The 25,085-nt window shown below is 69.7% G+C and carries 29 protein-coding genes; 12 read left to right on the forward strand and 17 right to left on the reverse strand.

Annotated features, from left to right (window positions below):
* Position 1: 1 nt before the first annotated feature.
* The 3 genes from QTI17_RS23745 to QTI17_RS23755 form a co-directional block, all read right to left on the reverse strand.
* Positions 2–436: a TA system VapC family ribonuclease toxin gene (locus QTI17_RS23745; RefSeq protein WP_286536075.1), complete on the reverse strand. Its 435-nt coding sequence runs from the start codon at positions 434–436 to the stop codon at positions 2–4.
* A complete protein-coding gene (locus tag QTI17_RS23750; protein ID WP_286536076.1) occupies positions 426–665 on the reverse strand; it encodes a DUF6364 family protein in 240 nt (79 codons plus the stop codon). The genes QTI17_RS23745 and QTI17_RS23750 overlap by 11 nt, the downstream gene beginning before the upstream one ends.
* Positions 666–773: 108 nt before the next feature.
* Entirely contained in the window at positions 774–1,406 is a 633-nt protein-coding gene (locus QTI17_RS23755) for a hypothetical protein (protein ID WP_286536077.1), read from the reverse strand.
* Positions 1,407–1,506: 100 nt separating this feature from the next.
* Here QTI17_RS23755 and QTI17_RS23760 point away from each other — a divergent pair, with 100 nt between their 5' ends.
* Positions 1,507–1,998 carry a GNAT family N-acetyltransferase gene (locus tag QTI17_RS23760; RefSeq protein ID WP_286536078.1) on the forward strand — a complete coding sequence of 164 codons (492 nt, stop codon included), beginning with the start codon at positions 1,507–1,509 and terminating at the stop codon, positions 1,996–1,998.
* Here QTI17_RS23760 and QTI17_RS23765 read toward each other — a convergent pair.
* Positions 1,986–2,909 (reverse strand): helix-turn-helix domain-containing protein, encoded by a 924-nt coding sequence (locus QTI17_RS23765; protein ID WP_286536080.1) that lies wholly within the window; start codon positions 2,907–2,909, stop codon positions 1,986–1,988. The two genes, QTI17_RS23760 and QTI17_RS23765, sit on opposite strands and share 13 nt — an antisense overlap.
* A gap of 116 nt (positions 2,910–3,025) precedes the next feature.
* Between QTI17_RS23765 and QTI17_RS23770 the strand changes: the two genes are divergently transcribed.
* From QTI17_RS23770 to QTI17_RS23780, 3 genes are read left to right on the forward strand one after another with little or no spacing between them, the layout of a single operon-like run.
* A complete protein-coding gene (locus QTI17_RS23770; protein ID WP_286536081.1) occupies positions 3,026–4,015 on the forward strand; it encodes a Bug family tripartite tricarboxylate transporter substrate binding protein in 990 nt (329 codons plus the stop codon).
* Positions 4,016–4,020: 5 nt separating this feature from the next.
* Complete coding sequence (locus QTI17_RS23775) at positions 4,021–5,754, forward strand: thiamine pyrophosphate-binding protein (RefSeq protein WP_286536082.1); 1,734 nt, start codon at positions 4,021–4,023, stop codon at positions 5,752–5,754.
* 26 nt (positions 5,755–5,780) lie between these two features.
* Positions 5,781–6,203 carry a GlcG/HbpS family heme-binding protein gene (locus tag QTI17_RS23780; RefSeq protein WP_286536084.1) on the forward strand — a complete coding sequence of 141 codons (423 nt, stop codon included), beginning with the start codon at positions 5,781–5,783 and terminating at the stop codon, positions 6,201–6,203.
* Here the strand turns inward: QTI17_RS23780 and QTI17_RS23785 are convergent, their stop codons facing one another.
* From QTI17_RS23785 to QTI17_RS23805, 5 genes are all read right to left on the reverse strand, one after another.
* Positions 6,204–6,629: a DUF1801 domain-containing protein gene (locus tag QTI17_RS23785; protein ID WP_286536085.1), complete on the reverse strand. Its 426-nt coding sequence runs from the start codon at positions 6,627–6,629 to the stop codon at positions 6,204–6,206.
* The gene (locus tag QTI17_RS23790) at positions 6,626–6,940 is read right to left on the reverse strand and encodes an NIPSNAP family protein (protein WP_286536087.1); all 315 of its coding nucleotides are present in this window, start codon (positions 6,938–6,940) and stop codon (positions 6,626–6,628) included. Before QTI17_RS23790 ends, QTI17_RS23785 begins: the two co-directional genes overlap by 4 nt.
* 82 nt (positions 6,941–7,022) lie before the next feature.
* On the reverse strand, positions 7,023–7,466 hold the full coding sequence (locus QTI17_RS23795) for a GFA family protein (protein ID WP_286536088.1): 444 nt from the start codon (positions 7,464–7,466) through the stop codon (positions 7,023–7,025).
* 12 nt (positions 7,467–7,478) lie between these two features.
* Positions 7,479–8,687, reverse strand: coding sequence for a hypothetical protein (locus tag QTI17_RS23800; protein WP_286536089.1), 1,209 nt, complete (start codon positions 8,685–8,687; stop codon positions 7,479–7,481).
* Positions 8,688–8,718: 31 nt separating this feature from the next.
* The gene (locus tag QTI17_RS23805) at positions 8,719–8,862 is read right to left on the reverse strand and encodes a hypothetical protein (RefSeq protein ID WP_286536090.1); all 144 of its coding nucleotides are present in this window, start codon (positions 8,860–8,862) and stop codon (positions 8,719–8,721) included.
* Positions 8,863–8,865: 3 nt separating this feature from the next.
* Here QTI17_RS23805 and QTI17_RS23810 point away from each other — a divergent pair, with 3 nt between their 5' ends.
* Positions 8,866–10,101 (forward strand): O-antigen ligase family protein, encoded by a 1,236-nt coding sequence (locus tag QTI17_RS23810; protein ID WP_286536091.1) that lies wholly within the window; start codon positions 8,866–8,868, stop codon positions 10,099–10,101.
* Here QTI17_RS23810 and QTI17_RS23815 read toward each other — a convergent pair.
* Together QTI17_RS23815 and QTI17_RS23820 are read right to left on the reverse strand one after the other, a co-directional pair.
* Entirely contained in the window at positions 10,001–10,846 is an 846-nt protein-coding gene (locus tag QTI17_RS23815) for an ABC transporter permease (protein ID WP_286536093.1), read from the reverse strand. The genes QTI17_RS23810 and QTI17_RS23815 overlap by 101 nt on opposite strands.
* Complete coding sequence (locus QTI17_RS23820; RefSeq protein WP_286536094.1) at positions 10,843–11,439, reverse strand: ABC transporter ATP-binding protein; 597 nt, start codon at positions 11,437–11,439, stop codon at positions 10,843–10,845. The genes QTI17_RS23815 and QTI17_RS23820 overlap by 4 nt, the downstream gene beginning before the upstream one ends.
* 245 nt (positions 11,440–11,684) lie before the next feature.
* Here QTI17_RS23820 and QTI17_RS23825 point away from each other — a divergent pair, with 245 nt between their 5' ends.
* Genes QTI17_RS23825 through QTI17_RS23855 form a run of 7 tightly spaced genes read left to right on the forward strand, consistent with a single transcriptional unit; the run spans position 11,685 to position 18,832 of the window.
* Positions 11,685–13,379, forward strand: a complete 1,695-nt coding sequence (locus QTI17_RS23825; protein WP_286536095.1) for a glycosyltransferase family 39 protein — start codon at positions 11,685–11,687, stop codon at positions 13,377–13,379.
* Positions 13,376–13,765: a DMT family transporter gene (locus QTI17_RS23830; protein ID WP_286519476.1), complete on the forward strand. Its 390-nt coding sequence runs from the start codon at positions 13,376–13,378 to the stop codon at positions 13,763–13,765. Before QTI17_RS23825 ends, QTI17_RS23830 begins: the two co-directional genes overlap by 4 nt.
* Positions 13,762–14,904, forward strand: coding sequence for a DegT/DnrJ/EryC1/StrS family aminotransferase (locus QTI17_RS23835; RefSeq protein ID WP_286536096.1), 1,143 nt, complete (start codon positions 13,762–13,764; stop codon positions 14,902–14,904). Before QTI17_RS23830 ends, QTI17_RS23835 begins: the two co-directional genes overlap by 4 nt.
* Positions 14,901–15,905 (forward strand): glycosyltransferase, encoded by a 1,005-nt coding sequence (locus QTI17_RS23840; RefSeq protein WP_286536098.1) that lies wholly within the window; start codon positions 14,901–14,903, stop codon positions 15,903–15,905. The genes QTI17_RS23835 and QTI17_RS23840 overlap by 4 nt, the downstream gene beginning before the upstream one ends.
* Entirely contained in the window at positions 15,902–16,831 is a 930-nt protein-coding gene (locus QTI17_RS23845; protein ID WP_286536099.1) for a formyltransferase, read from the forward strand. Before QTI17_RS23840 ends, QTI17_RS23845 begins: the two co-directional genes overlap by 4 nt.
* Before the next feature lie 26 nt (positions 16,832–16,857).
* The gene (locus QTI17_RS23850; RefSeq protein WP_286536100.1) at positions 16,858–17,901 is read left to right on the forward strand and encodes a bifunctional UDP-4-keto-pentose/UDP-xylose synthase; all 1,044 of its coding nucleotides are present in this window, start codon (positions 16,858–16,860) and stop codon (positions 17,899–17,901) included.
* 4 nt (positions 17,902–17,905) lie between these two features.
* The gene (locus QTI17_RS23855) at positions 17,906–18,832 is read left to right on the forward strand and encodes a polysaccharide deacetylase family protein (RefSeq protein WP_286536101.1); all 927 of its coding nucleotides are present in this window, start codon (positions 17,906–17,908) and stop codon (positions 18,830–18,832) included.
* Here QTI17_RS23855 and QTI17_RS23860 read toward each other — a convergent pair whose 3' ends face one another.
* The 6 genes from QTI17_RS23860 to QTI17_RS23885 all read right to left on the reverse strand — a co-directional run bounded on the left by QTI17_RS23860 (position 18,833) and on the right by QTI17_RS23885 (position 24,974).
* On the reverse strand, positions 18,833–19,882 hold the full coding sequence (locus QTI17_RS23860) for an alpha/beta fold hydrolase (protein WP_286536102.1): 1,050 nt from the start codon (positions 19,880–19,882) through the stop codon (positions 18,833–18,835). It abuts the gene before it with no gap.
* Complete coding sequence (locus QTI17_RS23865; RefSeq protein ID WP_286536103.1) at positions 19,866–20,921, reverse strand: hypothetical protein; 1,056 nt, start codon at positions 20,919–20,921, stop codon at positions 19,866–19,868. Before QTI17_RS23865 ends, QTI17_RS23860 begins: the two co-directional genes overlap by 17 nt.
* Positions 20,918–23,227, reverse strand: coding sequence for an FAD-binding protein (locus QTI17_RS23870; protein WP_286536104.1), 2,310 nt, complete (start codon positions 23,225–23,227; stop codon positions 20,918–20,920). Before QTI17_RS23870 ends, QTI17_RS23865 begins: the two co-directional genes overlap by 4 nt.
* Positions 23,224–23,604 carry a DUF805 domain-containing protein gene (locus tag QTI17_RS23875; protein WP_286536106.1) on the reverse strand — a complete coding sequence of 127 codons (381 nt, stop codon included), beginning with the start codon at positions 23,602–23,604 and terminating at the stop codon, positions 23,224–23,226. The genes QTI17_RS23870 and QTI17_RS23875 overlap by 4 nt, the downstream gene beginning before the upstream one ends.
* Positions 23,605–23,735: 131 nt before the next feature.
* The gene (locus QTI17_RS23880; RefSeq protein ID WP_286536107.1) at positions 23,736–24,521 is read right to left on the reverse strand and encodes a YoaK family protein; all 786 of its coding nucleotides are present in this window, start codon (positions 24,519–24,521) and stop codon (positions 23,736–23,738) included.
* Positions 24,522–24,569: 48 nt separating this feature from the next.
* A complete protein-coding gene (locus QTI17_RS23885; protein ID WP_286536120.1) occupies positions 24,570–24,974 on the reverse strand; it encodes a LysR substrate-binding domain-containing protein in 405 nt (134 codons plus the stop codon).
* Positions 24,975–25,085 lie beyond the last annotated feature (111 nt).

Here is a 25,085-nt window from a genome sequence, read left to right on the forward strand (position 1 = left end):
GTCAGGCTTGCAGGCGGGTGAACTGCGCCCTGGACAGAAGCCGCCTGAAGTCGCTGTCGAAACTGACCAGATGCTCGCCTTGATGGATGACTGCGGCAGCCAGCCACGCATCGGGTACATCGTTCGCGGCGAGCGCATTGTCGGCACACAACTGGCGGAACGCCGGCCACTCGGCCCCTAGCGCCGGTCGCTCCACGCCCGGCGCCGCCAGCAACGCATCGACGAAGCGCAGGGCTTCCGGCGTTGGCGTGGGGTTCAGGAATATCTTCGGATTCGTCACCAGCCGCAGGAAGCTCGCCACCACCATGGGCTGCAGCTGAAGTGGCCTTGCGTGGGTCGCGTCCGCGAGGGCTTGTTCCAGCCAGTTGCGGGCGACCGCATGGTGCGGATGGTCGCTGCGCGACGCAGCAACGAGGACGTTGACGTCAGGCGTCACTGTCGGCGGCGTCCAGCATCGCCTTGTTGCTGAGCCCGTCGAGTCCCGGTGCCAGTCCACCCTTGCCCCGATAGACCGGCAGGCGCGCGGACTTCAGCTGCGGCGGCCGCCCGCGCAATCGCAGTTGCAGACCTTCTTCGATAAGGCGCGTCAGAGTGGTGCGCTGTTGCGCCGCCAAGGCCTTGGCTTCAGCAAGCAGGTTGTCGTTGAGGTTGAGCGTGGTCTTCATGGCTTTCTCTGACCGCCGATACAGATTTCTGTATTTTAGATGCCTCGCACGGAAGAGCAAGAGTCGCCGGCTGATGTCAGGTCGACAGGCGGCCGGCCTGCGCCCTGCCTACGGCCGTGACCGCCGATTGCGACGCTCGGCCTCGGCCGCCTCGTGGTCCTTGACGATGGCTGCGATGACGCTGGCGTCGCGCTGGCGCCGTGAAAGGGCCGGCTGATCGTCGTCGCCTTCAGCGGCCGTGACGACGACGATCTCGTCCACGCAGACCGGCGGGACATCCTCCACCGCGCCGCGCAGCGGCTCCATCAGGTGCGCGGTGCCATGCGGGGACTGCAGGTCGACGAGGATGCGGCGCGCGCCGAAGGTGCGCGCATTGACGTGGAAGAAATCCGCAAGATGGGCGCGCAGCTCCGCCCAGTGGCGCTTGTCCCAGATCACCTTACGGGGCACCGCGCTCAGCGGCAGCGGGAAGAAGGTCGCGGCCTCGTCGCGCTGGTTGATGCGGCTGACGATGGCTTCCACCTGATCGCGCGGAACGCGACGCCGGGTGTAGTGCGGCAAGGGGCCGAAGCCGGAGTCGGCGTAGGTGAGCACGTGGTAGTCGGAAATCGGGCCTTCGACCTTGTTCGACGGGATCCGCACGATTCGCATGGCGCGCGTTTCGCGGCTGTTGCTTCCCATCTCGTCTCCTCTGACATTGCGACGTGCCGGAGTCTGCATGCAGGTGCGGCGCTTGAACATCCGCCATTCGGGGGATGCGTCGAGGCCTTCGGTGGACCGGGGCCGCAGGCGAACCGATACTGTCGCCCTCGCCCATCACCCGCACCCGCATCTCTTCGCAATGACCCAGACCACCCTTCGCGCTGCAGTCCCCGGCGACGCCGCGCGCTGCTTCGAGATCGAAAGCACCGCCTACGAAGGCGACGAAGCCGCCACGCTGGCAAAGATCGCCAAGCGCATCGACGTGTATCCGCAGGGGTTCCTGGTGTTGGAGGTCGACGACGAGATCGTCGGCTTCATCAACAGCGGATGCGCCGACGAGGTCGCGATGTCCGACTCGGCGTTCAAGGAACTCGTGGGGCACGATCCTGCTGCACCCAAGGTCGTCATCATGTCGGTGGCCGTGGCGCCGACCCGGCAGGGACGGGGCTTCTCGAAGCTTCTGATGGCCGAGTTCCTGCGGAGGATGCGGGCTGCAGGCAAGCGCGAGGTCCACCTGATGTGCAAGCAACGCCACATCGAACTCTACAGACGCATGGGCTACGACTACGTCAAGCCATCCGCCTCGAACCACGGCGGCGTGTCCTGGCATGAAATGATTCAGCGGCTCTGAGAGAGCGTCCGCCCGGGCGCAGGCACCGCCTGCGCACCCGAAGCGATGCGCAGGCGGAACTCCGACGGCGCACAGCCGACCTCGGCCTTGAAGAAGCGGCTGAAATAGGCGGCATCCTCGAAGCCGAGCTGCAAGGCGGCCTCCGAGACCGTCATGGGCGTATGGGCCAGGATGCGCTTGGCTTCCAGCACCACGCGCTCGTGCAGCAGCGCCAGCGCGCTGGTGCTGGCCACCGCCCTGCAGACGCGGCTCAGGTGGTCGGCCGTGACATCCAGGGCCTGCGCATAGAAGGCCAGCGGCCGGTGCTCGTGGAAGTGCCGCTCCAGCAGGGCCCGGTAGCGCTGCACCAGAGTGTCGCGCAGGGCCTGGCGCCGGCCGATGCCGGTGGCCGCGATCTCCTGGCGCAGGAACCACAGGGCCAGCAGCACGACCTGGGACTGCAGCGCCTCGGCGCGGCCGATGCGCTGGGACTGGAACTCCTCGGCCAGCGCGGAGAAATGCCGGGCGCAGGCCGCCGCGTTGTCACCCAGGTGCGTGGCATCGAGCACCAGCGTCTGCGCCAGCCGCTGCGCCACCACCGGCGAGTGCGCGCACAGGGACGCCAGTGCGCTGCTCGGCACCGTCACCTGCGTGCCGACGCTGTCGGGCTCGTAGTCGAAACCGTGCACCACCCCGGGCGCCACCATCAGCGCCACGGGCGCCCGCAGCGCATGACGCTCGCCGTCGAAGGTGCCGACCAGCGCCCCGGCGGTCAGGAGCTGGAACTGGTGCAGTTCCTCGTGCCGGTGGGCCGGAATTCTCCAATGGTGCTGCTGGGCGCGGACACCGATCGCCTCGACGTGCAGGCTGTCCTCCGGCATGAAGTGGCGCACTTCGCGGAACGGGACGACGAGGAGGTTGCTGGGCCGCATGGTTGTGTCCCCTTGGAGGCCGGAAATCTACAAGAACCCCTCCTGTTCGTCCATGGTGGAAAGTCCGCCGTCTCCCTAAGCTGGACCCCGTTCATCAAGAAACACCGGAGACAAGCATGTGGAATCGACGTGAGCTGCTGCAACGCAGCGCGGCCCTGTCCGGCCTGGCCAGCCTGGGCCTCGGGCGCCCGGCATGGGCCCAACTCAACGGCAACGCCGTCATCGTCTCGGGCTTTCCGGCCGGCGGCATGGGCGACAACGTGGCGCGGCCGGTGGCCGAGCGGCTGCGCGGGCGCTACGCGACCAGCCTGATGGTCGAGGCCCGCACCGGCGCCGGCGGCCGCATCGCGGTCGAATACGTGAAACGGGCCGCGCCCGACGGCCTGACCATCCTGCAGATCCCGAGCTCGCCCATGACGCTCTATCCGCACACCTACAAGAAGCTCAACTACGACCCCCTGACCGACTTCGCGCCGGTCTGCTCGACCGTGACCTACGCCTTTTCGTTCACCGCCGGGCCGGGCCTGCCGGCCGAGATCAAGACGGTGGCCGACTACGTCGCCTGGGCCCGCGCCAATCCCAAGCTGGCGACCTACGGCATCCCGGCCGCGGGCTCGGCCCTGCACTTCGCCGGCATGCTGCTGCAGAAGGCGGCCGGCATCGAGATGACCAGCGTCGCTTATCGCGGCGGCGCGCCGCTGCTGAACGACCTGCTCGGCGGCCAGGTGCCGGTGAGCTTCAACGTGGTCGGCGAGGTGATGCCGCACGTGCGCTCGGGCAAGCTGCGCTCGCTGGCCATCACCAGCGCACAGCGTTCGCCCTTCCTGCCGGAGGTGCCGACCTTGATCGAGCAGGGCTACAAGAACATCGCGGTGCAGGAGTGGCTCGGCTGGTTCCTGCCGGCCAGGACGCCGGCCGACGTGGTGCTGCGCCTGAACACCCTGGTCGGCGAGGCGCTGCAGGTGCCCGATTTCGTGGCCGCACTCGCCACCTACGGCCTGCAGCCGATCCACCAGTCGCCCCAGGAGTTCGCGCAGATGGTCAAGGCCGACTACGAGAAATGGGGCCCGATCGTGCGCTCCACCGGCTTCACCGCGGAGGACTGAGCACCGTGCCTCGCCTCACTGCAGCCCAGGCGCTGGTGCGCCTGCTGGCGATCGAGCAAGTCCCTTTCGCCTTCGGCATCGTCGGCGGCAAGCTGGCGCCGCTGATGCACGCCCTGTCGCAACAACAGGCGGTGCGCTTCGTCGGCGTGCGCCACGAGGCGAGCGCGCCGATGATGGCCGCCGCCGTCCACGCGGGCTCGGGCCGCATGGCCGTGGCGGTCGGCGAGATGGGGCCCGGCGGCCTCAACCTCGCATCCGGCATGGGCGTGGCGCTCAACAACAACCTGCCGCTGCTGGCCGTCACCACCAACCAGCACCGGGCGGCCGCCTATCCGCACAGCGGCATGTTCATGGACCTGGACACGAAGGCGGTGTTCGCCCCGCTGACCAAGTGGAATGCGGTCGTTCATGACCCGCGCCGCCTGCCCGAACTGGTGCGCCGCGCCTTCCGCGAAGCCCTGTCGGGCCGGCCCGGCCCGGTCCACCTGGACATTCCGCAAGACGTGCTGGCGGCCACGACCGACTACCCCGACGACGAGTTCGCACTGCCGCCGGAGCGCTACCGCGCCACCCTCGGCCCCCGCCCGGCGGCCGAGTCGGTCGCCCGCGCGGCGGCCCTGCTGCGCGCTGCGCGGCGTCCGCTGGTGGTCGCCGGCGGCGGCGTGGTGACCAGCGGCGCCGTCGACGCCGTGCGCACCCTCGCCGGCCTGCTCGGCGCGCCCGTGGTGCCGACCCAGATGGCCCTCGGCGTGGTCGCCAGCGACAGCCCGCACTTCATCGGCCATGGCGGCCTGATCTCGGGCGACGCGCTGCGCGCGGCCTTCGAGCAGGCCGACGTGGTGCTCGCCGTCGGCTGCCGCTTCTCGTCCTGGATGTGGGATGCCCGCGGGCCCCTGGCGCGCCGCCACCACCGCACCATCAGCATCAACACCGACCCGTCCGCGCTGGGCCATCCGGTGCTCCACGAAGTGGCGATGCAGGCCGATGCGCGGCTGGCGCTGCAAGACCTGCTGGCCGCCCTCGCGGCCGAGGGCCCGGAGCGAACGCCGGACGTCGGCTGGCTCGCCGGACTGCGCGAGGTCCGCGCCCGCTACGTCGAAGGCCTGGCCGCGATGGCGCGCGACCCGGACCCGACGATGCATCCCGCGGCCCTCGCCAAGGCCATTGCCGATGCGCTTCCGGGCGATGCGCTGGCGGTGTTCGACGGCGGCCACACCACCTTCTGGAGCAACGATTTCACGCCGGTCGATGCGGTGCGCACGCGCTTCCACGAGCCCGGCATGAGCCACCTCGGCTTCGGGCTGCCGTACGCGCTGTCGCTGCAGCTGCAGCATCCGGACCGGCCGGTGTTCAACATCACGGGCGACGGCTCCTTCGGCTTCACGCTGAACGAACTCGACACCGCGCGCCGCGCCGGGCTGCCGGTGGTCTGCATCATCCACAACAACGCCGCCTGGGGCATCATCCGTTCGGGCCAGCGGGCACAGCTCGATTTCGAATTCGCGACCAGCCTCGAAGGCACCGACCATGCGGCGATCGCGCGCGGCTTCGGCTGCTTCGGCGAAACCGTGACCCGTGCGGAGCAGTTCGCGCCGGCCCTGGGCCGGGCGCTGGCCTCGGGCCTGCCGTCGGTGCTGGACTGCCGCACGCGTTTCGTGTCGCATCCCGCCGCGCCGGCCTTCGGCAGCATGAACCGCTTCGGCTTCGAGGCGTTCATGCCGGTGCCCGCCCCGGGCTGACTTCTTCCACCTTGCACCTTCTCACCATGGCCTCACTGACCCTCGCCCAAGCCAACCAGATCATCGCCGCCGCGCTCGCGCATTCGAAGCAGGCCGGCTACCAGCCGATGGGCATCGCGGTCCTCGACGACGCCGGCCACCTCAAGGCCTTCGCGCGCGAGGACGGCGCCAGCATGTTCCGCTTCGACGTCGCCCAGGCGAAGGCCTGGGGCGCCGTCGGCATGGGCGTATCGAGCCGCCAGCTCGGCGAGCGGGCCAAGGGCAACCCGAACTTCTTCGTCTCGCTGGCCGCGACGTCGGCCGGCCGGTTCCTGCCGCAGACGGGCGCGGTGCTGATCAAGGACGCCCAGGGCCGGGTGCTGGGCGCGGTGGGTGCGAGCGGAGGCACCGGCGACGAAGACGAGGCGATCTGCATCGCGGGGGTTCAGGCAGCGGGTTTCGCTGTGTGATCAGGAAGCCGCCCGCCGCGGCTTCGGCTTTGCCTTGACGCCCGCCGCATTGAGGGCGACCGCGGCCCGCACCAGCGTCTTGAACGCCCCTGCGTCGACCTGCTCGCCCTCGCCGATGTCGATCGCGCGCCGCACGTTGCCGTCCAGGCTGGCGTTGAAGAGCTTGGCGGGGTCTTCCAGCGAAGCCCCCTTGGCGAAGGTCAACTTCACTTTCGCCTGGTAGGACTCGCCGGTGCAGAGGATGCCTTCGTGCGACCAGGTCGGCGTGCCCATCCACTTCCATTCCTCGACGACCTCCGGGTCGGCCTCCTTGATCAGCTGGCGCATCCTGCCCAAGGTCTGGCCGCGCCAGTCGCCGAGCTCGGCGATCCGCTGGTCGATCAGCTCGGAGGGCGACAGGCCCGCGGTCGATTCCGGTTTCTTCATGCCAGGGGGAGTTCTCGCAAGAGGTTGCTGCGGACCCAGGTGAAGGCCCCGGCGCGGAGATTGCCCGCCTGCCACTGGCGGAACTCGGGATCGGCCGACAGCGGGTCCGTGACCTTGGCGTAGGCCGCTGCGTTGTCGAACTCCACGGTCAGCACATAGTTGCCCAGTTCGCCCGCCGCCACCGTCCACAGCCGGGGCTGGGGTGCACCGTGCTTCTTCCAGAGCGCCGCACCCACCTTCATCGCATCGATGACGGCCGCGAGATCGGCCCCGGGGTTGGGTCGCAGCACGTAGCGCGCTTCGTAGGCCATGGATGTCTCCTTCATCGCAGAAAGGACGCTCATTGGAGCACCTGGGCGCCCGCGGGGCAACCGGCGCAGGCCAGCGGCAGGCTCAATCGGAGACGGCAGCGCAGCCCTCGACGAAGCGGACGTCGGCGATCCAGTTGCGCCGCCTGCGCGCCAGCCGCGTCTCGACGTCCTCGCCTTCGAACGACACCGGCTGCGGGCGAAGAAGCGACGGCGACACGTTGTCGAACGCGTTGACGTTCACGACGGCATAGAGGTGCTCGTCGAGCAGGCTGGTCACCAGGGGAACGACGCCGCATCGCGCGCAGACATGAAACCGGGCCGTGCGCGTGCCGAAGAAGTAGCTGGAGACGAGCGACGGATCGTCCACGGTCACCCGCAGCACCCCGCCGGGGTTGGAGGTCCAGACCCCGCGGTGCTTGGTGCAGAACGAGCAGCCGCACGCCCGCGCCGGGATCTCGGTCGGCTGCGGCTCCCAGCCGAGTTCGAAAGTTGTGTTGCCGCAGTGGCAACCGCCTGTGATGACCATGATCGCCTCCTGTCACATGAGAACCTTCAGCAGCCGGGCGAGCAGCTCCTGCGCCGAGAACATCGTGAGCGTCAGCGGCAGCAGGGGCAGCAGCGTGGTGACTGCCAGGTGCAGCACGGTCTTCAGGGTGAACGGCGCCCAGCGCATGTCCTCGACGATCGCGAAGCTGTTGCCCATGTCGGCCAGCGCCTGGATGTCCGGACTGCCGATCAGCGCCTCGTCGGGCCGCGCCCCGCCGCGCAGCCATTTGTGGTCGAACTCGCGCGCATAGCGCTGCGCCAGCGTGCCGTACTCGCGGCGGCCCCTGTTTTCGGTCGCCTCGAGCTGGGCACTGAAGGCGCACAACGGCCCGAGGATCACGCACACCATCAGGGCGACCACCCCGGCGATCTCGACCTCGAACTCGAGCAGGCTGGCGCCACCGAAGAAGATCCGGTCGGCGATCATGCCGGCCAGCAGCACGCCCTGGGCGAACAGGAAGGGCGCGAAGGCCACCCGCACCAGCGAGAGAAAGCCGAGTCCCCCGCAGCGGTCGGGATGGGTCGGCATCAGGTCCAGCCGGATGCGCGACACCTGCCAGAGAAAGCGGGCCCAGATGAACAGGCGGAAGTACCACCGCAACAGCAGGAACTGGAACAGCGGCAGGCTCACGCAGGCCAGCCACCAGCCCGCGGCCGTCAGCCTGAGCTGCCCGTCGGCGACGACGCCATACCAGCTCGAGACGTCGAGCGTCAATCGCGTTCGCCAGACCACGAACACGCCGATGCCGTAGACCAGCAGCACGAGGAGAGCTTCCGCCCAGACCGAATTGCGAAGGCGCAGGGCGGACGCGACGGCCAGGTGGAAGCGCCCGCGCGAATCGTCCGGCACCAGGCCGTCTTCCAGGAACTGCCGCGCGACCAGGCGCATGCGCCGATGAACCACCAGCTCGGCCAGAATCAGCAAGGGCAATGCGACCAGCAGGCGGGCATGGAGTTCGAGATCGCGCAGGAACGGCAGTTCGATGCTGCCCCAGGCCCGTCCTTCGACCACGGATATCAGCAGCAGCGGGGCCCAGGCGAGGAGCACCGCGGCCAGCGCGCGGCGGTGCGGCATGTTGCCGACCGCGTCCGACAGGTGCGCGCGCCGCCAGAGTTGGAACAGGGGCCCCCCCAGGACCAGGGAAAAGTCGTCCGATTCGAGCTGGCGCAGCTCGTCGATGCTCGGCGTCGCAGGGGGCATGGCTCGGAACCTCCGCAATCGGTGCAGCATCCTACACGGCGCCCATGGCGGGGTCCCGGGCATTCACATTCACGATCCGTTCACCCTCATCGCCAAGAATCGCGCAACTTTTTTTGCCCGCACCCACGCCCGCGCCCGCGCCGATCGCCGGGCGGCCGCTTTCCCCTTTCTGCATCCAATGTCCAGGCACACCTGGGTTCGCACCTGCGCCTTTCTCTGGGGCGCCGTCGTCTTCATGCCCGTCGGGCTCAACTACGCCGGCGCTGTCTTCCTCATCATCGCGATGCTGGCCGGCGGCCCGCTGCCCGAGCGCCTCGACCGCCTGCGCACGCACCCGCTGCGCTGGCCGATCGCGGCCTTCCTGCTGTGGACCCTGGCCGTGCTGGCGTTCGGCCCGCGCTATCCCGGGACGCCGGTCGAGCTGGGGCACGGCTTGCGGATCGCGACCACCATGGTGCTGCCGATCCTGCTGTCCGATGAAGAAGCCGCCTGGGGCCTGCGCGGCTTCTTCGCCGGAGCCCTGCTGGCGCTCACGGTGATGCTGCTGACCTGCGCCTTCGGCCTGCCCGACCTGCCGCTGTGGCACAACCTGACGACGATGAAGGGCAACAAGTCGATCAACGACGCCCTGCTGTTCGCGCTGCTCGGCGCGTCGGCGGCGACCTGGGCGCTGGCGCTGCCGCGCACCACGCCGAAACGGCTCGCCTGGCTGGCGGCCGCTTTCGCCGCGACCCTGGGCTGCGCGGTCATCGTGACGCTGGCGCTGCCATCGCGGACCTCGCTGATCGCCCTGTTCGTCGCCGTGCTCGGCGCCTGCGTGCATCAATGGCGCCTTCGGCTGCGCGCGCTCGCCGTGTCGCTCTGCGTCGTCATGATCGCCGCCGGCGGGCTGATCTCGCAGGCGCCATCGGCGCAGGAGAAGTTCAAGCTCGGCGTACAGGAAATCGAGGCCGCCCAGGCCGGCGCGGTGTCGGAGGGCAGCTGGGTGGTGCGCTTCTACATGTACCGCGAGACCTCGCGCATGATGATCGAGCGCCCCTGGGCCGGCTGGGGCGTCGGCAGCTGGACCAGCGAATGGCACCGCCGCGCGCCGAGCCTGCTGCACGACTACAACATGCCGCACAACGACTTCCTGTGGATGGGCTCGCAGACCGGCGTGCCGGGGCTGCTGGCGCTGGCACTGGTCTTCGCGACCGGCCTGGGCATGGCCTGGCGGCGCGCCGACCTCGCCGGGCGGCTGGCCTTCGTCGCGATGCTGGTGCTGCTGGTGGCGACCAGCGTCAACTCGGCCAACCGCGACGCGGCGATCGGACTCAGCCTGCCCTGGATCGTGTTCCTCTACCTTCGGCGCGCACACGGCGCTTCGCCGGCGCTTGCAGGCGATCGACCCGCAGGCGATCCCGTTCGTCGGTGACGCTGCGCGCGGCCAGCCACACCGCCCCGGCGGCGGCCAGCCCGCCGGCACCGCTCAGCAGGAACAACAACAGGATCTGGTACTTGGCCGCTTCCAGCGGGTCCATGCCGGCCAGCAGCTGGCCGGTCATGATGCCCGGGAGCGTGATGATGCCGGCCGCCGACATCTGGTTGACGAGGGGGATCATGCCGCGGCGTATGGCGGCCTGCACCGTCACGGCCAGGGCCTGCCGGGCGCTGTCGCCGAGCGCCAGCCGGGCCTCGATCGCCGAGCGCCGGGCCCGCACGTCCTCGAAGAAGCTGTCGAGCCCGAGGCTGGCCGAATTCAGCACGCTGCCGAGCACGATGCCCATCAGCGGAATGGCATAGCGCGGGTCGTGCCAGGGCACCGGCCTGATCGCGGTCGTGAGCGCCAGCGCCACGGTCACGATGCCCGACACGGTCACCACCAGCGCACCGATGCGAAAGTTGCCGCCGTTCGCCAGCCGCTGCCGGGGCCGCACCGCGACCTCTCGGGCCGCGGCGAGGATCATCAGCGCGACGATGCCCAGCGTGGCGGGCGCCGAGGAGGCCGCGAAGACCGCGCGCAGCACCAGGCCCACCAGCAGCAGCTGGACGACCATCCGGAACGCCGACCACAGCAATTGCCGATGCACCTGCAGGCCGAGCGCGAGCGACGCCGCCGCATTGACCAGCACCAGCAGGGCGGCCACGCCGACGTCGAGCGTGTCGAGGTGGATCGTCATGCCGGGTGCAGCGCGCCGTCGATCATGTCGAACGCGCGCTGCCCCAGGCGCGCCGCCTGCTCGCGCGAATGCGTGACCAGCAGCACCGCCAGGCCGCCGTCCATGCGCTGGCGCAGCAGGGCCTCCACCGCCGCGGTCGACGCCGCATCCAGCGAAGCGGTCGGCTCGTCCAGCAGCAGCACGTCGGGGCCGACCGCGAGCGAGCGTACCAGCGCCAGACGCTGGCGCTCGCCGGTCGACAGGCGAGCGATGTCGACGTCCATCAGATCGAGCGAAAGGCCCAGCATCGGCAGCAGGGCATGGACCTGCGCGAGGTCGCCGGGCCGGAAATGCGCGGCGGCATCGGGTGCCCACCAGGCCGGTTCGGCCGCCTGGTAGACGACGCGCCGCCGCCATTGCGGGCCGCTGGTGCGGTCGCGGTCGAGGCCGTCGAGCGTGACCGCTCCGGTGCCGACGTCCATGTCGGCGATCAGCCGCAGCAGCACGCTCTTGCCGGCGCCGGACGCGCCCAGCACGGCCACGCATTCGCCGCGCGCCAGGTCCAGATCGAACGGGCCGCCGAAGTCATTGGCCAGTTGCCTGACGCGGAGCATGGCGGCAATGTAGGGCCAGAGGATGAAAGGCGGCTGAACACCGCCTGACCCGCGGACGGGGTCCGGCCGTTCAGGTTTCGTGCAGGTGGCGGACATAGCATCCAAGGCGCCACTTCCAGTGTCATCCTTCTGACCAAGCGGTCGGCCGCGGAGGCCGAGCCACTGCGCCGCATATCATCGACATGCGCCGCCGAGGCGACGATGTTGCGATGCAGCACCGGCCCGGATGTACATCCAATGTATTCATGAATCACCCGATCGATCGAGGTACGTACCACCCCGCACCGCCCCTCGTGGACCAGCGACCGCTTTCTCGCGGCATGCTGGCCCTGCTGCTCGCCCCGTTGGCGGTGATCTGGTTCGGCTCGCTCGGCATGCGCTCGCTCATCAGCCCCGACGAGGGCCGCTACGCCAGCATCGCCTGGGAGATGATGCGCAGCGGCGACTGGATCACGCCGCGCCTGAACGGGCTGCTCTATTTCGAGAAGCCGCCGATGCAGTACTGGCTCAGCGCGCTGTTCCTGCACCTGTTCGGCCTGAACGAGTTCGCCGCCCGCCTGTGGCCGGCGCTCGCCGGTTTCCTCACGGTGCTCGCTGTCGGCGCGACGGCCTCGCGGCTGTGGGGCCGGGAGACCGGCATCCGCACCCTGGCGATCGCGGCGTCGATGACCTGGGTCTTCGGCAACGCTCATTTCCTGACCCTCGACGCCGGCCTGACGCTGTTCCTCACGATCGCGCTGTGCGCCGTCCTGATCGCCGAGAACGTTCCCGCGACACCCGCGGTGCGCCGCAACTGGATCTGGCTCGCATGGGCCGCGATGGCCGGCGCGGTGCTCAGCAAGGGGCTGGTCGGGATCCTGATCCCCGGCGCGACGCTGGTCCTGACCTGCCTCTGGCGCCGGGACTTCGGTCCCTGGCGCCGGATGCACTGGTGGTCCGGACTGCTGATCTTCCTGGCGCTGGCGGCGCCATGGTTCGTGCTGGTGTCGATGCGCAATCCGACCTTCGCCCAGTTCTTCTTCATCCACGAGCATTTCGCGCGCTACCTCACCAAGGTCCACCAGCGTGAAGGCGCCTGGTGGTACTACCTGCCGCTGCTGCTCGGCGGGATGCTGCCCTGGACCAGCGCGCTGCCATGGCTCGGCCCCCGGCGCGCGGGCGACGCGCCGCCGCGCGGCGTCGCGCCGGCCGACTTCCTGTTCGTGCACTCGGTCTTCATCCTGCTGTTCTTCAGTGCCAGCGGTTCGAAGCTGCCCTCCTACATCCTGCCGATGTTCCCGGCACTGGCCCTGCTGATCGGCCTGCGGCTGCAGCAGGCCAGCCCGCGCGCGCTGCGCGCCCACCTGCTGGTCCCGATCCTGGTCTGGTCGATCGCGCTGGTCGCCTCGACGCAGAGCGCCCGGGTGGCCTCCCATTCGACGCCGGCCGAGATCTTCGCCCAGCTCGGCGTTGGCATCCGCTGGGGCGCCGCGGTCTTCCTCGCGTTCGCGGCGTTCGCCTGGTGGGCCCTGCGGCGGCGCGGCGTCACGCTGGCCATCGTCAGCCTGGCGCTCGGCCATCTGATCGGGATGACGATGGTGATGGCGGCCCACAACGCCTACGGACAACTCAAGAGCGCGGCGCCCATCGTGTCGGCATTGGAGCCGGTGCTGCGGTCCGGGGCGCCGATGTTCGCGGTCGGGATCTACGACCAGACGCTGCCCTTCTACCTGCGGCGGGACGTCGTTCTGGTCGACTACGAGGACGAATTCGCCATGGGCCAGGTGCTGGAGCCCGGTCGCTCGCTGGACTCGCTCGACGCCTTCGCCAGCCGCTGGGAGGCACTGCCGCAGGCCGCGGCCTACATGGACTTCCCGAGCTTCAGCGCGTTGCGCCAGCGCGGCCTTCCGATGCGGGTCATCTTTCAGGATCAACGACGCGTGGTGGTAGCCAGACAATGAAGATCATCGATTTTGCGTGGGTGCTGACCGGCGTCCTGCTCAACGCCGCAGCCCAGCTGCTGCTCAAGGCCGGGGCGCGCAGCGTCGGCGAGATTTCCATGAGCGACGGCAGTGCCGCGCTCTGGCGCAGCGCGACCGGGCTGGCCCAGCACCCCGGCATCCTCGGCGGCCTGACCTGCTACGCGATCAGCGTGGTGGTCTGGATCGTCGCCCTGTCGCGGGTCGAAGTGAGCATCGCCTACCCGATGCTCTCGATCGGCTACATCGTCAACGCGGCGCTGGCCTGGTGGCTGTTCGGCGAACAGGTCAACGCCCAGCGCTGGCTCGGCATCGCAGTCATCGTCGTCGGCGTCATCCTGGTGGCGCGCAGCGGGAGCACGAATTGAACGACATCCCCTTCCTGCCTTTCACGCGCCCTTCGATCGACGAGCGCACCATCGCCGAAGTGTCCGAGGTGCTGCGCTCCGGGTGGCTCACCACCGGCCCGAAGTGCCAGGCGCTCGAGGCCGCCTTGTCCAAGCGCTTCGACGGACGGCCGGTGCGGCTGGTGAACTCCGGCACCGCCTCGCTCGAGCTGGCGCTTCGGCTGTGCGACATCGGCCCGGGCGACGAGGTCATCACCACGCCGATGAGCTGGGTCGCCACCGCCAACGTGGTGCTGGCGGTCGGCGCCACGCCGGTGTTCGTCGACGCCGATGCCGCCACCCGCAACATCGACCTCGACCGCATCGAGGCCGCCATCACGCCGCGCACGCGGGCCCTGCTGCCGGTCGACCTGGCCGGCCTGCCGGTCGACCGGGACCGGCTCAACCGGCTGGCCGCGGCCCATGGCTTGCGCGTGGTCGAGGACGCGGCGCAGTCCTTCGGTGCCCAATGGGGCGGGCGGCCGATCGGCAGCTTCGGCGACCTGGTGTCGTTCAGCTTCCACGCCAACAAGAACATGACCTTCGGCGAAGGCGGCTGCCTGGTGATGAACGACGAGGCCGAAGCGCGGCGCTTCGAGCTGCTGCGGCTGCAGGGGGTCCAGCGGCTGCCCGGCGGCGGCATGGAGGTCGAGGCCTGGGGCGCCAAGGCCAACATGACCGACATCGCGGCGGCGATCGGCCTGGGACAGCTGCGCAGCATCGACGACTTCAATCTGCGCCGACGCCAGCTGGCCCGGCGCTACTTCGAACGCTGGGACCGCTCGCTCGGCTTCGAGCTGCCGCCCGAAGACACGGAACTGCATGGCAACTGGCACATGTTCCAGCCGCTGCTGCCGCGCGCGTTCGCCGCGGCGCGCCCCGACTTCGTCGCCGGCATGAAGGCGCTGGGCTTCGGCGTCGGCGTGCACTACCCCGCGATGCACCTGTTCTCGATGTTCAGGGCCATGGGCCACGCCCGCGGCGATTTCCCGGTCGCCGAGGACATCGGCGAACGCACGGTCACGCTGCCGCTGTTCCCGGCCATGACCGACGCCGACGTCGATCGCGTGTGTGCTGCCGTCACCACCGTGATGGCGGACCTCCAGGAGGCGCGGCCATGACGCCGCTGCAGTCGGTTCCCGGCCACGAGGCCGACCACGACAACGACGACGACATCGACGACGACACGCCCGAGCTCAGCGTCGTGATTCCGGTCTACAACGAGGAGCAGGGCCTGGCGGCGCTGTTCGAGCGGCTCTACCCGGCGCTCGATGCGCTCGGGGTCTCCTACGAGCTGATCTTCATCAACGACGGCAGCCGCGACCGTTCGGCCGCGCTGCTGGCGGCGCAGTTCGAGCGTCGGCCCGACGTGACGCGGGTCATTCTCTTCAACGGCAACTTCGGCCAGCACCGGGCGATCCTGGCGGGCTTCGAGCACTGCCGGGGCGACCGCATCGTCACCCTCGATGCCGACCTGCAGAACCCGCCCGAGGACATCCGCCTGCTGCTGGACGCCATGGACCGCGGCCACGACTGCGTCGGCTCGATCCGCCGCGACCGCCAGGACCAGGCCTGGCGACGCTGGGCGTCCCGGGCCATGAACCGGATGCGCCATCGGCTCACCGGCATCGTGATGACCGACCACGGCTCGATGCTGCGCGCCTACAGCCGCAACGTGGTGCAGCTGATCAACCAGTGCAACGAGATGAACACCTTCATCCCGGCGCTGGCACTGCAGTTCTCGCGCAACCCGGCCGAGGTGGTGGTCGGCCACGAGGAGCGGCACGCGGGTGAATCGAAGTACTCGTTCTACAGCCTGGTGCGGCTCAACTTCGACCTGGTGACCGGCTTCTCGCTGGTGCCGCTGCAGGCGTTCTCGCTGCTCGGGATCGTGGTGTCGATGCTGTCGGCGCTGCTGTTCCTGATCCTGGCGACGCGCCGGGTCGTGCTGGGGCCCGAGGAAGGCGGCGTCTTCACGCTCTTCGCCCTGCTGTTCCTGCTGGTCGGGCTGGCGCTGTTCGGCATCGGCCTGCTGGGCGAGTACATCGGGCGCATCTACCAGGAGGTGCGGGCCCGGCCGCGCTACGTCATCAACGCCGTGCTGGAGCGCAAGCGCCCATGAAGGCCATCGTCTTCGCCTACCACGACGTCGGCGTGCGCTGCCTGCGGGTGCTGCTCGATGCCGGCGTCGAGGTGCCGCTGGTCGTCACGCATGCCGACGCCGCCGGCGAGGCCATCTGGTTCTCCAGCGTGGCTGGCGTGGCGGCGGCGCACGGCCTGCGCTGCGTGACGCCCGCCGACCCGCACCTGCCGGAACTGCTGGCCGAGGCGGCCGCATCGACGCCCGACTTCCTGTTCTCGTTCTACTACCGCCACATGCTCAAGGCGCCCTGGCTGCAGCTGCCGAGCCGCGGTGCCTTCAACATGCACGGCTCGCTGCTGCCGCAGTACCGCGGCCGGGCGCCGGTGAACTGGGCCGTGATCGAGGGCGCGACGCAGACCGGCGCCACCCTGCACCGCATGAACGAGAAGCCCGACAACGGCGCCATCGTCGACCAGTGCGCGGTGCCGATCCTGATCGACGACACCGCCCACGAGGTGTTCGGCAAAGTCGTCGTCGCGGCCGAGATCGTGCTGGCGCGAAGCCTGCCGCTGATGCTCGCCGGGACCGCCGTCGAGCGCCCGCAGGACCTCTCGCAGGGCCGCTACTTCGGCGGCCGCAAGCCGGAAGACGGCCTGATCCCGGGCAGCGCCAACGCCCTGCAGATCCACAACCTGGTGCGCGCCCTCGCGCCCCCCCACTACCCGGGCGCTTTCTGCCACATCGGCGGGGAGCGCATCCGCATCGACAGCACCCGCTTCGCCGAACGGCCGCGGCGGGCACCCGGCGCCGGCCTTCGGCTGGCGAGCGAGGCCGGCGTGCTCTGGCTGCTGGCCGCCGACGGCAGCACGCTCGAAGTGCTGGCCGCGCAAGGCCCTGCCGGCGCGATCGACGCGGCCGGCTTCGAACGCCGCTTCGGTGCGCCCTGCGTGCCGGTCGACCATTGAATCATCCCCAACCCACGGATCGCCCCATGCTCAAAGTCCTCATCCTCGGCGTCAATGGCTTCATTGGCCACCATCTCACCCGCCACATCCTCGAAACCACCGACTGGCACGTCTACGGCATGGACATGCAGACCGACCGGGTCCGGCCGTGGCTGGGCGACCCGCGCTTCCATTTCTTCGAAGGCGACATCACGATCAACAAGGAGTGGATCGAATACCACGTCAAGAAGTGCGACGTCGTGCTGCCGCTGGTGGCGATCGCCACGCCGGCCACCTACGTGAAGCAGCCGCTGCGCGTCTTCGAGCTCGACTTCGAGGCCAACCTGCCGATCGTGCGGCAGTGCCTCAAGTACGGCAAGCGGGTGGTTTTCCCCTCGACCAGCGAGGTCTACGGCATGTGCGAAGACGAAGCCTTCGACCCCGAATCGTCGAACATGGTCTACGGCCCGATCAACAAGCCGCGCTGGATCTATGCCGCCGCCAAGCAGCTGATGGACCGCGTCATCCACGCCTACGGCATGCAGGAAGGGCTGCGCTACACGCTGTTCCGCCCGTTCAACTGGATCGGGCCGGGCCTGGACAGCCTGCACACGCCCAAGGAGGGCTCGAGCCGCGTGATCACCCAGTTCCTGGGCCACATCGTGCGCGGCGAGCCGATCCGGCTGGTGGACGGCGGCAGCCAGCAGCGCGCCTTCACCTATGTCGACGACGGCATCGCGGCACTGGTCAAGATCATCGCCAACGAAGGCGGCGTGGCCGACCAGAAGATCTACAACATCGGCAACCCGGCCAACAACCACTCGATCCGCGCGCTGGCCGAGATGATGCTGGCCCTGGCACGCACGCTGCCCGAATACGCCGAGGCGGCCGCGGCGGTGCGGCTGACCGACGTGTCGTCGGCCGAGTACTACGGCCGCGGCTACCAGGACGTCGCCCACCGCGTGCCCGACATCAGCGCGACCATGAAGGACCTCGACTGGAAGCCGCAGGTCGGCATGCAGGAGGCGCTCGCCAGCCTCTTCGCGTACTACCGGGACGAGGCCGAGGCGGCCGCCGACCTGGCGCTCTGAGACGATGGCGCGCATCGCACTGAAGATCGACGTCGACACCCTGCGCGGCACCCGCGAAGGCGTGCCCCGGCTGCAGGCGCTGCTGCAGCGCGTCGGCGCCGGCGCCACCTTCCTGTTCAGCCTCGGACCCGACCACACCGGACGGGCCATCCTGCGCGTGTTCCGGCCCGGCTTCCTGAGCAAGGTGGCGCGCACCTCGGTGGTCGAGCACTACGGCGTGCGCACGCTGCTCTACGGCAGCCTGCTGCCGGGGCCCGATATCGGGAAGCGCGAAGCCTCGACCCTGCGCGCGGTGCGCGACGCCGGCTTCGAGGTCGGCGTGCATTGCTGGGACCACATCGACTGGCAGGACCACCTGACGCAGCGCGATGCGGCATGGACGCTGCGCCAGATGGCGCGCGCGGTCGAGCGGCACACGCAGATCTTCGGCAGCGCCCCGCGCCTGCACGGCGCCGCCGGATGGCAGTTCAACGCGGCGGCCGCGCAGGCCGAGACCGCGCTCGGCATCGCGCTGGCGTCGGACACGCGCGGCGAGGGGCCGTTCATCCCGGTGGCCGACGACGGGCGCGTCATCGGCCCGCCGCAGTTTCCGACCACGCTGCCCACCCTCGACGAGCTGATCGGCATCGACGGCCTCGATGCGCAGAACGTCCACGCCCACCTGCTGGGCCTCACGGCCGCTTCCGACCGCGACCAGGTCTACACGCTGCACGCCGAACTCGAGGGCATGAAGCTCATGCCGGTGTTCGAGCGCCTGCTGCAGGGCTGGCAGGCCCAAGGGCACCAGCTGGTCACGCTCGGCGATCTCGCCGCGGCGGTCGATCGCTCCACCCTGCCGCGGCACCGGCTGCAGCAGGGCGAGGTGGCGGGGCGCTCGGGGCTGCTGGCGGTGCAGGGTGCGGCCTGGACGCCGGCTGGCGCTGCGGCCTGACTAAGGCGCCGCGGCCGACGGCAGCCGGCCCAGCAACGCATCGGCAAAGGCCTCGGGACTCTCGATGTGCGGTATGTGCCCCACCTGAGGCAGGACCGTCAGCGTCGCCTGCGGAATCCAGCCTTGCAGCGCACGCGCCTGCGGCAGCGGCGTGATGCTGTCCTGCTCGCCCCACAGCAGCGCCACCGGCAGGCCGCCGGCGGCCCAGCCGCGCAGCTTCGCGGGGTCGAGGCTGGCGGCGTTCTCGCAGGCCGACACCGCGAACGCCTGCGCCCAGTCGCCGAGGCTCGCCGTGAAGCCCTGGCGTTCGAAAGGCACCCGGTAGGCGGGGACGAGCGCGTCGGTCACCGCGTCCTTCCAAAAAACGAACTGCTTCAGCAGCGTGCCCGTCAGTCCGGGCCAGGTCGCGGTCGCGCCGACCAGGGCGGTTCGAAGATCGCGGTGCGCCAGCAAGCCGGGGCCGCCGGCCTCGCAGACCGGCGCTTCGCCCATCGGGCCCAGCCCCAGCGCCGGATCGACCAGCACCAGCTGGCGCACCCGCCCCTGCGCCTGCAGCGCCGCCTCGAGCGCGGGCCCGGCGCCGAACGAATGGCCGACCAGGACCACCGGCGCCCCGAGGCTGTCGATCAGGCCGAGGACACGCCGCGCCTGCGCCGCGCGCGAGTAGTCCGGGCCGGCACCCGTCAGCGCCGGCTTCGACAGCCCGAACGGCGGCAGGTCGACGGCCACGACGCGCCACCCGGCCTCGCTCAACGTCCGGGGCAGCCCGAACCAGGTGCCGCTCCAGGCACCGGTGCCGTGCAGCAGCAGGAGCGTCGGGGCCTTGGCCTCCCCCCACTCCTGCACATACAGCGCGGCATCGCCGGCAGGCACCCAGCGGCCCTGCCCGCCGGCCAGCTGCTCGACCGATTTCGTCTCCCGCGCTGCGCGTGCGCCGTGGGCGTAGGCGATCCATCCCGCGGCCGCGACGAGGACGGCACCGACGAGCAGCAGCGCGAGCGCCGCGCAGCGCAGGACCGTCGAGGCGACCGTTCTAGAAGTCGTAGACATGCTCGATGGCACTGCCGCCCAGCCCCGACTCGACCTGCCGCAGCAGGCCGCCGAGCCGGTCGATCGGCGTGGCCAGCACCACTCTCACGGTGCCCGGCCGCGTGAGGATCGGCTGCACGAACAGCACCCGCGCCGTCGCGCCGGGCGGCGGCGACCATTGCGCCGGCACCAGCAGGCTGGCGACGACCTCGCCGCGGTTGCCGGCGATCTCCCTGAAGTCGATCCCCTGGCCCGCGAGCCAGCGGCTGTAGGCCGTGAAGCCCTCGTAGCGCGGGATCGTCGCCAACACGCCTGCGGCGCCGGTTTCGAGCAGCGCGTAGTCGGGGTGCGCGGCATCCCTGGCCGGCGCCCCGCTGAGGACCACGGCCGTGACCGGCAGCGGCGCGTCATAGATGGCGTGGGTACCGAGCTTGATCGCCTGCGCATAGCCGGCCTTCACCAGCAGCTCGGTCGTCAGCGCGAACCGGCGCTCCCAGCGCCGGAGCAGGTTCGGCCCCGACAGCGGCAGGCCCTCCGCCCACATTCGGCGAAGCTGGGCGCCGAAGTCGAACAGGTACCAGGGGTCGACCCGGATGAAGTCCACATAGGCCTGCGCATAGCGCGCCGCGAAGACTTCTTCGGGCACTGGCGCCGGGCCCGACCGCGTGGCCTCCGCGAGCCTGCCGACCGTGTGCTCGTAGGCGCCCTTGACCGCGTACTCGACCGTGGTGCTGGTGCCGATCACCATCACCATGAGGTGATAGCCGCCATTGAACGGATAGTTGCCGAGCTCGCGGCCGACCGCCCGGTAGCCCTGCCAGAACTGGCCGATGTGCGAGAACAGCGGAAAAGCACTGGGCGGCCGTCCGCTGGCCAGGTAGGCAGCGTACTCGGCCGGGCTGTGCACCAGGTACCACTCGGGGAAGGTCAGGAAGGTCTGGTCGGGGGTCCGCTGGTGGACCGGCGGCGTGGCGGCTTCCGCCGCGGCGGCCCCGCCGTGGAACGACGCGAGCGCGAGGCCCGCGAACACCAGTGCGAGCAGAGGCCGGACGCTCTTCATCGTGCCGCCGCGAGCGCTTCGGGCCGCACGGACGGCAGCGGCGCTGCCGCAGCGTCGTTCGCCACGCTGCCGGTCAGCGCCCGGCCTTCCTTGGTGAAGCACAGCAGCACGTTGTCGGTCGGGTCGTTGTCCTGCAGGATGCGGGCGCCGGAGTCCTTGAAGCCCGCCTGCGCCAGCCGCTCGACCCAGGTCGCCACCGGCTCGAAGAAACGAAGCTCGGCCCGGTTGGTCTCCCAGGTCTCGCCGAGTCCCGCATTGAAGACGGTGTGCGCCAGCGACACCAGCACCCGCAGCGCCTCCGAGCGCACATCGTGGTCGCGGACGATGAAGACGCCGCCGGGGCGCAGCACGCGGTTGACCGACGCCAGGAAGCCCAGCAGCCGCTCCACCGTCATGTGGTGGAGCCCGACGTAGCAGGCGACCAGGTCGAGCGATGCGTCGGCGATCGGGTCGGCCGGCAGCGGCGCGTAGTCGGCGAGCGGCAGGTGCCGGCCCTCGAGCTTGCGAAGCTGCCCGCGCTCCATGATGTCGACCGGCGAGAAGGTCGGCGCCTTCTCGTCGATGAAGTAGCAGGGGCCGCCGATGTCGAGCGCCGACGCGAGTCCGCGGAAGTAGCGTCCCTTGGAGCCGATCTCGGCATAGCCCGAGAAGCGTTTGCGCTCGCCCAGCAGTTGCAGCGTCTGCCGGGTCATCTCGGCCTTCTGCTTGACCAGCGACGGCAGCGCATGCGTCAGGTCGGCCAGCATCGGCTTGATGCCCTTCAGCTCGCTCTGCAGATAGCGGTAGACGCTTTCTTCGTCCTTGTGCAGCTTGCAGGCATCGCGGATCAGCTGGTGGAAGCGGTCTTCCGGCAAGGTGCGGAACACGCTCTGGAGAAAGCGATAGAAGGCATCGGACAGCCGCACATCGCCGAAGACCTGGTGGAACTCCGAACTCGGCGCATCGGTGGCGGCGGGCACCGGCTGCCCCGGCTTGTGGTACTTGTTCCAGAGCACGTTGGTGAAGCGGAAGTCGGGGTCGAGCCGTTCTTTCAGGGCCAGGTACTCCCTGGCGCGCGGATAGGCGCGATGGAACTGCGCCTCGGTGCCGTGCGGCTGGTACGGCAGGTAATAGGTGCCGCCGACCGACAGCACCGCATCGATCAGTTCGCGGGTCCAGACGCCGACCCGGCTCCTGGCGTTCTCCCGGGTCCGCTGCTTGTGGTACAGCACGAAGGCGAAGGTCTCCCGCGGCGCCCAGCTCAGCAAGGTGTGGGGGTCGGGCATGGCGTGGCGGATCGACACGTTCAACGCGTTCACGCGATGGCGCCGGAGGACCGCGGCCATCAGGGGCACGAAGGCCTCCAGCTGCTCCACCGGGACGAAGTATTCCTGCAGCACGTAGGTCCGGTCCTTGCGCGACGGCGGCTCGAGCTCCGCGACGTCGTAGCCGGCCTCGTAGTTTCGCCAGTGCACCTTCTTGCGCAGGTACAGCAGCGGGTCGACGAGCTTCTCGCGCCGCTCCTTGCCGAAGGGCGTCTCGGACACGGCCCACAGGAAGTACTGATGCAGCGGGTAGCGGCTCGCGAGCGGCTGCAGCCGCGCCGAGGTGGTGGCCGGGCGATCGGTCTCGACCCAGGTGACCGAGCGCACGCTCGCGTAGTGCGGCGCGTAGAGGTCGGCGTTGTGGAAGACCGCCTTCGGGTTGTTGCGGACCTCGTTCTTGAAGTGGGTCCAGTACTGCGACAGCGGCATCACCTTGTCGACCCGCAGCACGCGCTTGTTCTCGGCCAGGTCGAGCTCGATCTCGACCACCACGCCGAGTCCGCCGTAGCCGCCGACGACGCCGTAGAACAGCTCGGGGTTGTGCGTCCGGCTGGCGCGCTCGAGCCGGCCGTCGTGCAGCGCCACCTCGATGCTGCGGATCGACAGCACCAAGGGGCCGAGCCCCACGTAGCGGCCGTGGCAGTTCACGCTCAAGGCCCCGCCGACCGTGAAGTTGGCGTAGGTCTGCATGATCTTCACCGCCAGGCCGTGCGGGTCGACGAAGCGCTGGATGTCGCACCAGCGAACGCCGGGCTGGACCCGGATCGTCTTCTCGTCGGGCGAGAACGCGAGGATGCGATTCATCGAGCGCATGTCGAAATGCAGGCTGCCCGGACTGGCCGTCTGCCCGCCCATGCTGAAGCGCCCGCCCCCGATCGAGACCGGCCCGGAGGTGCGGCGCAATGCTTCGACGACGTCCCCGGTGCAGGCCGGCGCGACGATGGCCATCACCCGCACCGGGTTCAGTTGCGTGACGTCGTTGACGATGTGGTGGTTGGTCATGGCAGGGCGGGGTCGGTGGCGGGGTTCGTCACCCGCAGATAGTCGCTGCGGACGCCCGCCGGCGCGCCGTAGCGTTCGGCGTTCGCCGCCGGGCCGCGGAATCCGCATTCGATCAGCAGCGCGATCGCGCCGGCCACCGGCACGGCCGCCAGCAGCAGCCAGGCGGCCGACCGCCCCCGGTCGTGAAGCCGGCGGCCCCAGACCGAGACCAGGTGCCCCACGAGGGCCAGCACGGGGATCAGGTCGAAGGGTGCGCCCAGCCGCTGCTGCACCGCCGTGCACAGCCAGAGCGCCACCGGAACCACCACGCCCATGCGCAGCCAGAAGCCGGTGCGGCTCAGTCGACCCTGCAGGGAAAATTCTTGAATCCAGGACATCTTCGAGTGCTTGTTGTCTGCCCGTGCCGGCGCGATGCCGAGCCCCGCTATGCTAATCGCGATGTATCGAGATGTGTACCCAGCTGAACGGCCAGTTCAGCCGGGCGCTTCGGCCGCATCGGCGGCAACGCCTAGCGCCCGGCTCGCCACCCAAGGAAGCCGGCCAAGCGCCGCAGCACCCGCGAGCGGGGCAGATCGCGCGCCAGCGGCGGCAGCGACAGCGCCAGCAGCAGCGCCGCCAGCGGCAGCGTGCAGATGAAGCCCACGTACTTGAAACCCAGCGCGCCGACGACGCCGCCGAGCACGAACATGCCCACCAGGCCGCTGGTCATGCGGATGCGCCGCGGATCGTGGCGCACCGGTGCCGCCGTGGCGTGGTCGGCGCGGTTCCAGTAGAAGAGCTTGCCGAGCTCCATGCCCAGGTCGGTGATGTTGCCGGTCATGTGGGTGGTGCGGATGCTGCCGCCCGAGGTCTTCGATGCCACCGCGTTCTGCAGCCCCATGATGAACGACAGGAGCAGCACCGTCAGCGGCACCGCGAAGGGCGTGTTCCAGGTCAACGTGATCGCGCCCATCAGCCCGAAGGGAAGCATCAACATCGCCTCCAGCAGCAGGGGCAGCGCGTAGACGCCATGCAGGCGATTCTGGCGGCCCCAGTTGACCAGCATCGCGCAGACCGCCGCGCCGCTCAGGAAGGCCAGCACCGCACCCAGCGCGTTGAGCAGCAGCTTCGCGTTGCCCAGCACCAGGCCATCCGCGAGCTGGGAGGCGAAGCCGGTCATGTGCGAGGTGTACATGTGCAGCACCAGGAAGCCGCCCGCGTTGACGGCACCCGCGTTGAAGGCCAGCAGCAGCCCCAGGGCCCTGTTGGTCGAGGGCGCGCGATGGCGGTTGGTGAGGAAGCGCAGGCGTCGCATGGCTGTCTCGATGGTTCGACGGCGCTATCTTGGCATGCCGCGGCCGCCCTAATGGCGAAGCAGCGCGTGCACCACCCCACGCAGCCAGACGACCGCCTGGTCCTTGTGAAAGCGACGGTGCCAGAACTGGTGAACCTCGATCGGAGGCGTCTTCCATGGCGCGTCCACGATCCTCACGCTCGCGTGCCGGGCGATCACCTCGGCGATTTCGCGCGGCACGGTGGCCACGAGTTCGCTGCCCGGCACGATCGCCACCAGGCTCATGAAATGCGAGACGTCGATGAACACGTCGCGCCGGATGTTCTTCTCCTTGAGCCAGCGCTCGAGCAAGTGCTCCCGCCCGTCCGGGCTGACGACGGCATGGCGCGCCTGCTGGAACTGCTTCATCGTGATCTTGTCCGCAATGCCCGGATGGCCGCTGCTCACGATGCAGACATACGAGGTCTTGAACAGCCGCTTCTATGAGGACTTGTTTGTCAAGCGGTGTCGGTCAACATATCGATGGATGGTATTTCATGCTGACCTCAGCATCGTGTTGAGTCTACAAACAGGGCTTGGCTCGGG

Origin of the sequence: Variovorax sp. J31P179 (assembly GCF_030316985.1) — a bacterium.
GTDB lineage: Bacteria > Pseudomonadota > Gammaproteobacteria > Burkholderiales > Burkholderiaceae_C > Variovorax > Variovorax ginsengisoli_B.

What these genes read in the sequence shown, in the direction of transcription:
- QTI17_RS23750 (WP_286536076.1), bottom strand. Translation starts at nt 665, where the DNA reads ATGAAGACCACGCTCAACCTCAACGACAACCTGCTTGCTGAAGCCAAG.
- QTI17_RS23755 (WP_286536077.1), bottom strand. Translation starts at nt 1,406, where the DNA reads ATGTTCAAGCGCCGCACCTGCATGCAGACTCCGGCACGTCGCAATGTC.
- QTI17_RS23760 (WP_286536078.1), top strand. Translation starts at nt 1,507, where the DNA reads ATGACCCAGACCACCCTTCGCGCTGCAGTCCCCGGCGACGCCGCGCGC.
- QTI17_RS23765 (WP_286536080.1), bottom strand. Translation starts at nt 2,909, where the DNA reads ATGCGGCCCAGCAACCTCCTCGTCGTCCCGTTCCGCGAAGTGCGCCAC.
- QTI17_RS23770 (WP_286536081.1), top strand. Translation starts at nt 3,026, where the DNA reads ATGTGGAATCGACGTGAGCTGCTGCAACGCAGCGCGGCCCTGTCCGGC.
- QTI17_RS23780 (WP_286536084.1), top strand. Translation starts at nt 5,781, where the DNA reads ATGGCCTCACTGACCCTCGCCCAAGCCAACCAGATCATCGCCGCCGCG.
- QTI17_RS23785 (WP_286536085.1), bottom strand. Translation starts at nt 6,629, where the DNA reads ATGAAGAAACCGGAATCGACCGCGGGCCTGTCGCCCTCCGAGCTGATC.
- QTI17_RS23790 (WP_286536087.1), bottom strand. Translation starts at nt 6,940, where the DNA reads ATGGCCTACGAAGCGCGCTACGTGCTGCGACCCAACCCCGGGGCCGAT.
- QTI17_RS23795 (WP_286536088.1), bottom strand. Translation starts at nt 7,466, where the DNA reads ATGGTCATCACAGGCGGTTGCCACTGCGGCAACACAACTTTCGAACTC.
- QTI17_RS23800 (WP_286536089.1), bottom strand. Translation starts at nt 8,687, where the DNA reads ATGCCCCCTGCGACGCCGAGCATCGACGAGCTGCGCCAGCTCGAATCG.
- QTI17_RS23805 (WP_286536090.1), bottom strand. Translation starts at nt 8,862, where the DNA reads ATGCAGAAAGGGGAAAGCGGCCGCCCGGCGATCGGCGCGGGCGCGGGC.
- QTI17_RS23810 (WP_286536091.1), top strand. Translation starts at nt 8,866, where the DNA reads ATGTCCAGGCACACCTGGGTTCGCACCTGCGCCTTTCTCTGGGGCGCC.
- QTI17_RS23815 (WP_286536093.1), bottom strand. Translation starts at nt 10,846, where the DNA reads ATGACGATCCACCTCGACACGCTCGACGTCGGCGTGGCCGCCCTGCTG.
- QTI17_RS23820 (WP_286536094.1), bottom strand. Translation starts at nt 11,439, where the DNA reads ATGCTCCGCGTCAGGCAACTGGCCAATGACTTCGGCGGCCCGTTCGAT.
- QTI17_RS23825 (WP_286536095.1), top strand. Translation starts at nt 11,685, where the DNA reads ATGAATCACCCGATCGATCGAGGTACGTACCACCCCGCACCGCCCCTC.
- QTI17_RS23830 (WP_286519476.1), top strand. Translation starts at nt 13,376, where the DNA reads ATGAAGATCATCGATTTTGCGTGGGTGCTGACCGGCGTCCTGCTCAAC.
- QTI17_RS23840 (WP_286536098.1), top strand. Translation starts at nt 14,901, where the DNA reads ATGACGCCGCTGCAGTCGGTTCCCGGCCACGAGGCCGACCACGACAAC.
- QTI17_RS23845 (WP_286536099.1), top strand. Translation starts at nt 15,902, where the DNA reads ATGAAGGCCATCGTCTTCGCCTACCACGACGTCGGCGTGCGCTGCCTG.
- QTI17_RS23850 (WP_286536100.1), top strand. Translation starts at nt 16,858, where the DNA reads ATGCTCAAAGTCCTCATCCTCGGCGTCAATGGCTTCATTGGCCACCAT.
- QTI17_RS23855 (WP_286536101.1), top strand. Translation starts at nt 17,906, where the DNA reads ATGGCGCGCATCGCACTGAAGATCGACGTCGACACCCTGCGCGGCACC.
- QTI17_RS23860 (WP_286536102.1), bottom strand. Translation starts at nt 19,882, where the DNA reads ATGTCTACGACTTCTAGAACGGTCGCCTCGACGGTCCTGCGCTGCGCG.
- QTI17_RS23865 (WP_286536103.1), bottom strand. Translation starts at nt 20,921, where the DNA reads ATGAAGAGCGTCCGGCCTCTGCTCGCACTGGTGTTCGCGGGCCTCGCG.
- QTI17_RS23870 (WP_286536104.1), bottom strand. Translation starts at nt 23,227, where the DNA reads ATGACCAACCACCACATCGTCAACGACGTCACGCAACTGAACCCGGTG.
- QTI17_RS23875 (WP_286536106.1), bottom strand. Translation starts at nt 23,604, where the DNA reads ATGTCCTGGATTCAAGAATTTTCCCTGCAGGGTCGACTGAGCCGCACC.
- QTI17_RS23880 (WP_286536107.1), bottom strand. Translation starts at nt 24,521, where the DNA reads ATGCGACGCCTGCGCTTCCTCACCAACCGCCATCGCGCGCCCTCGACC.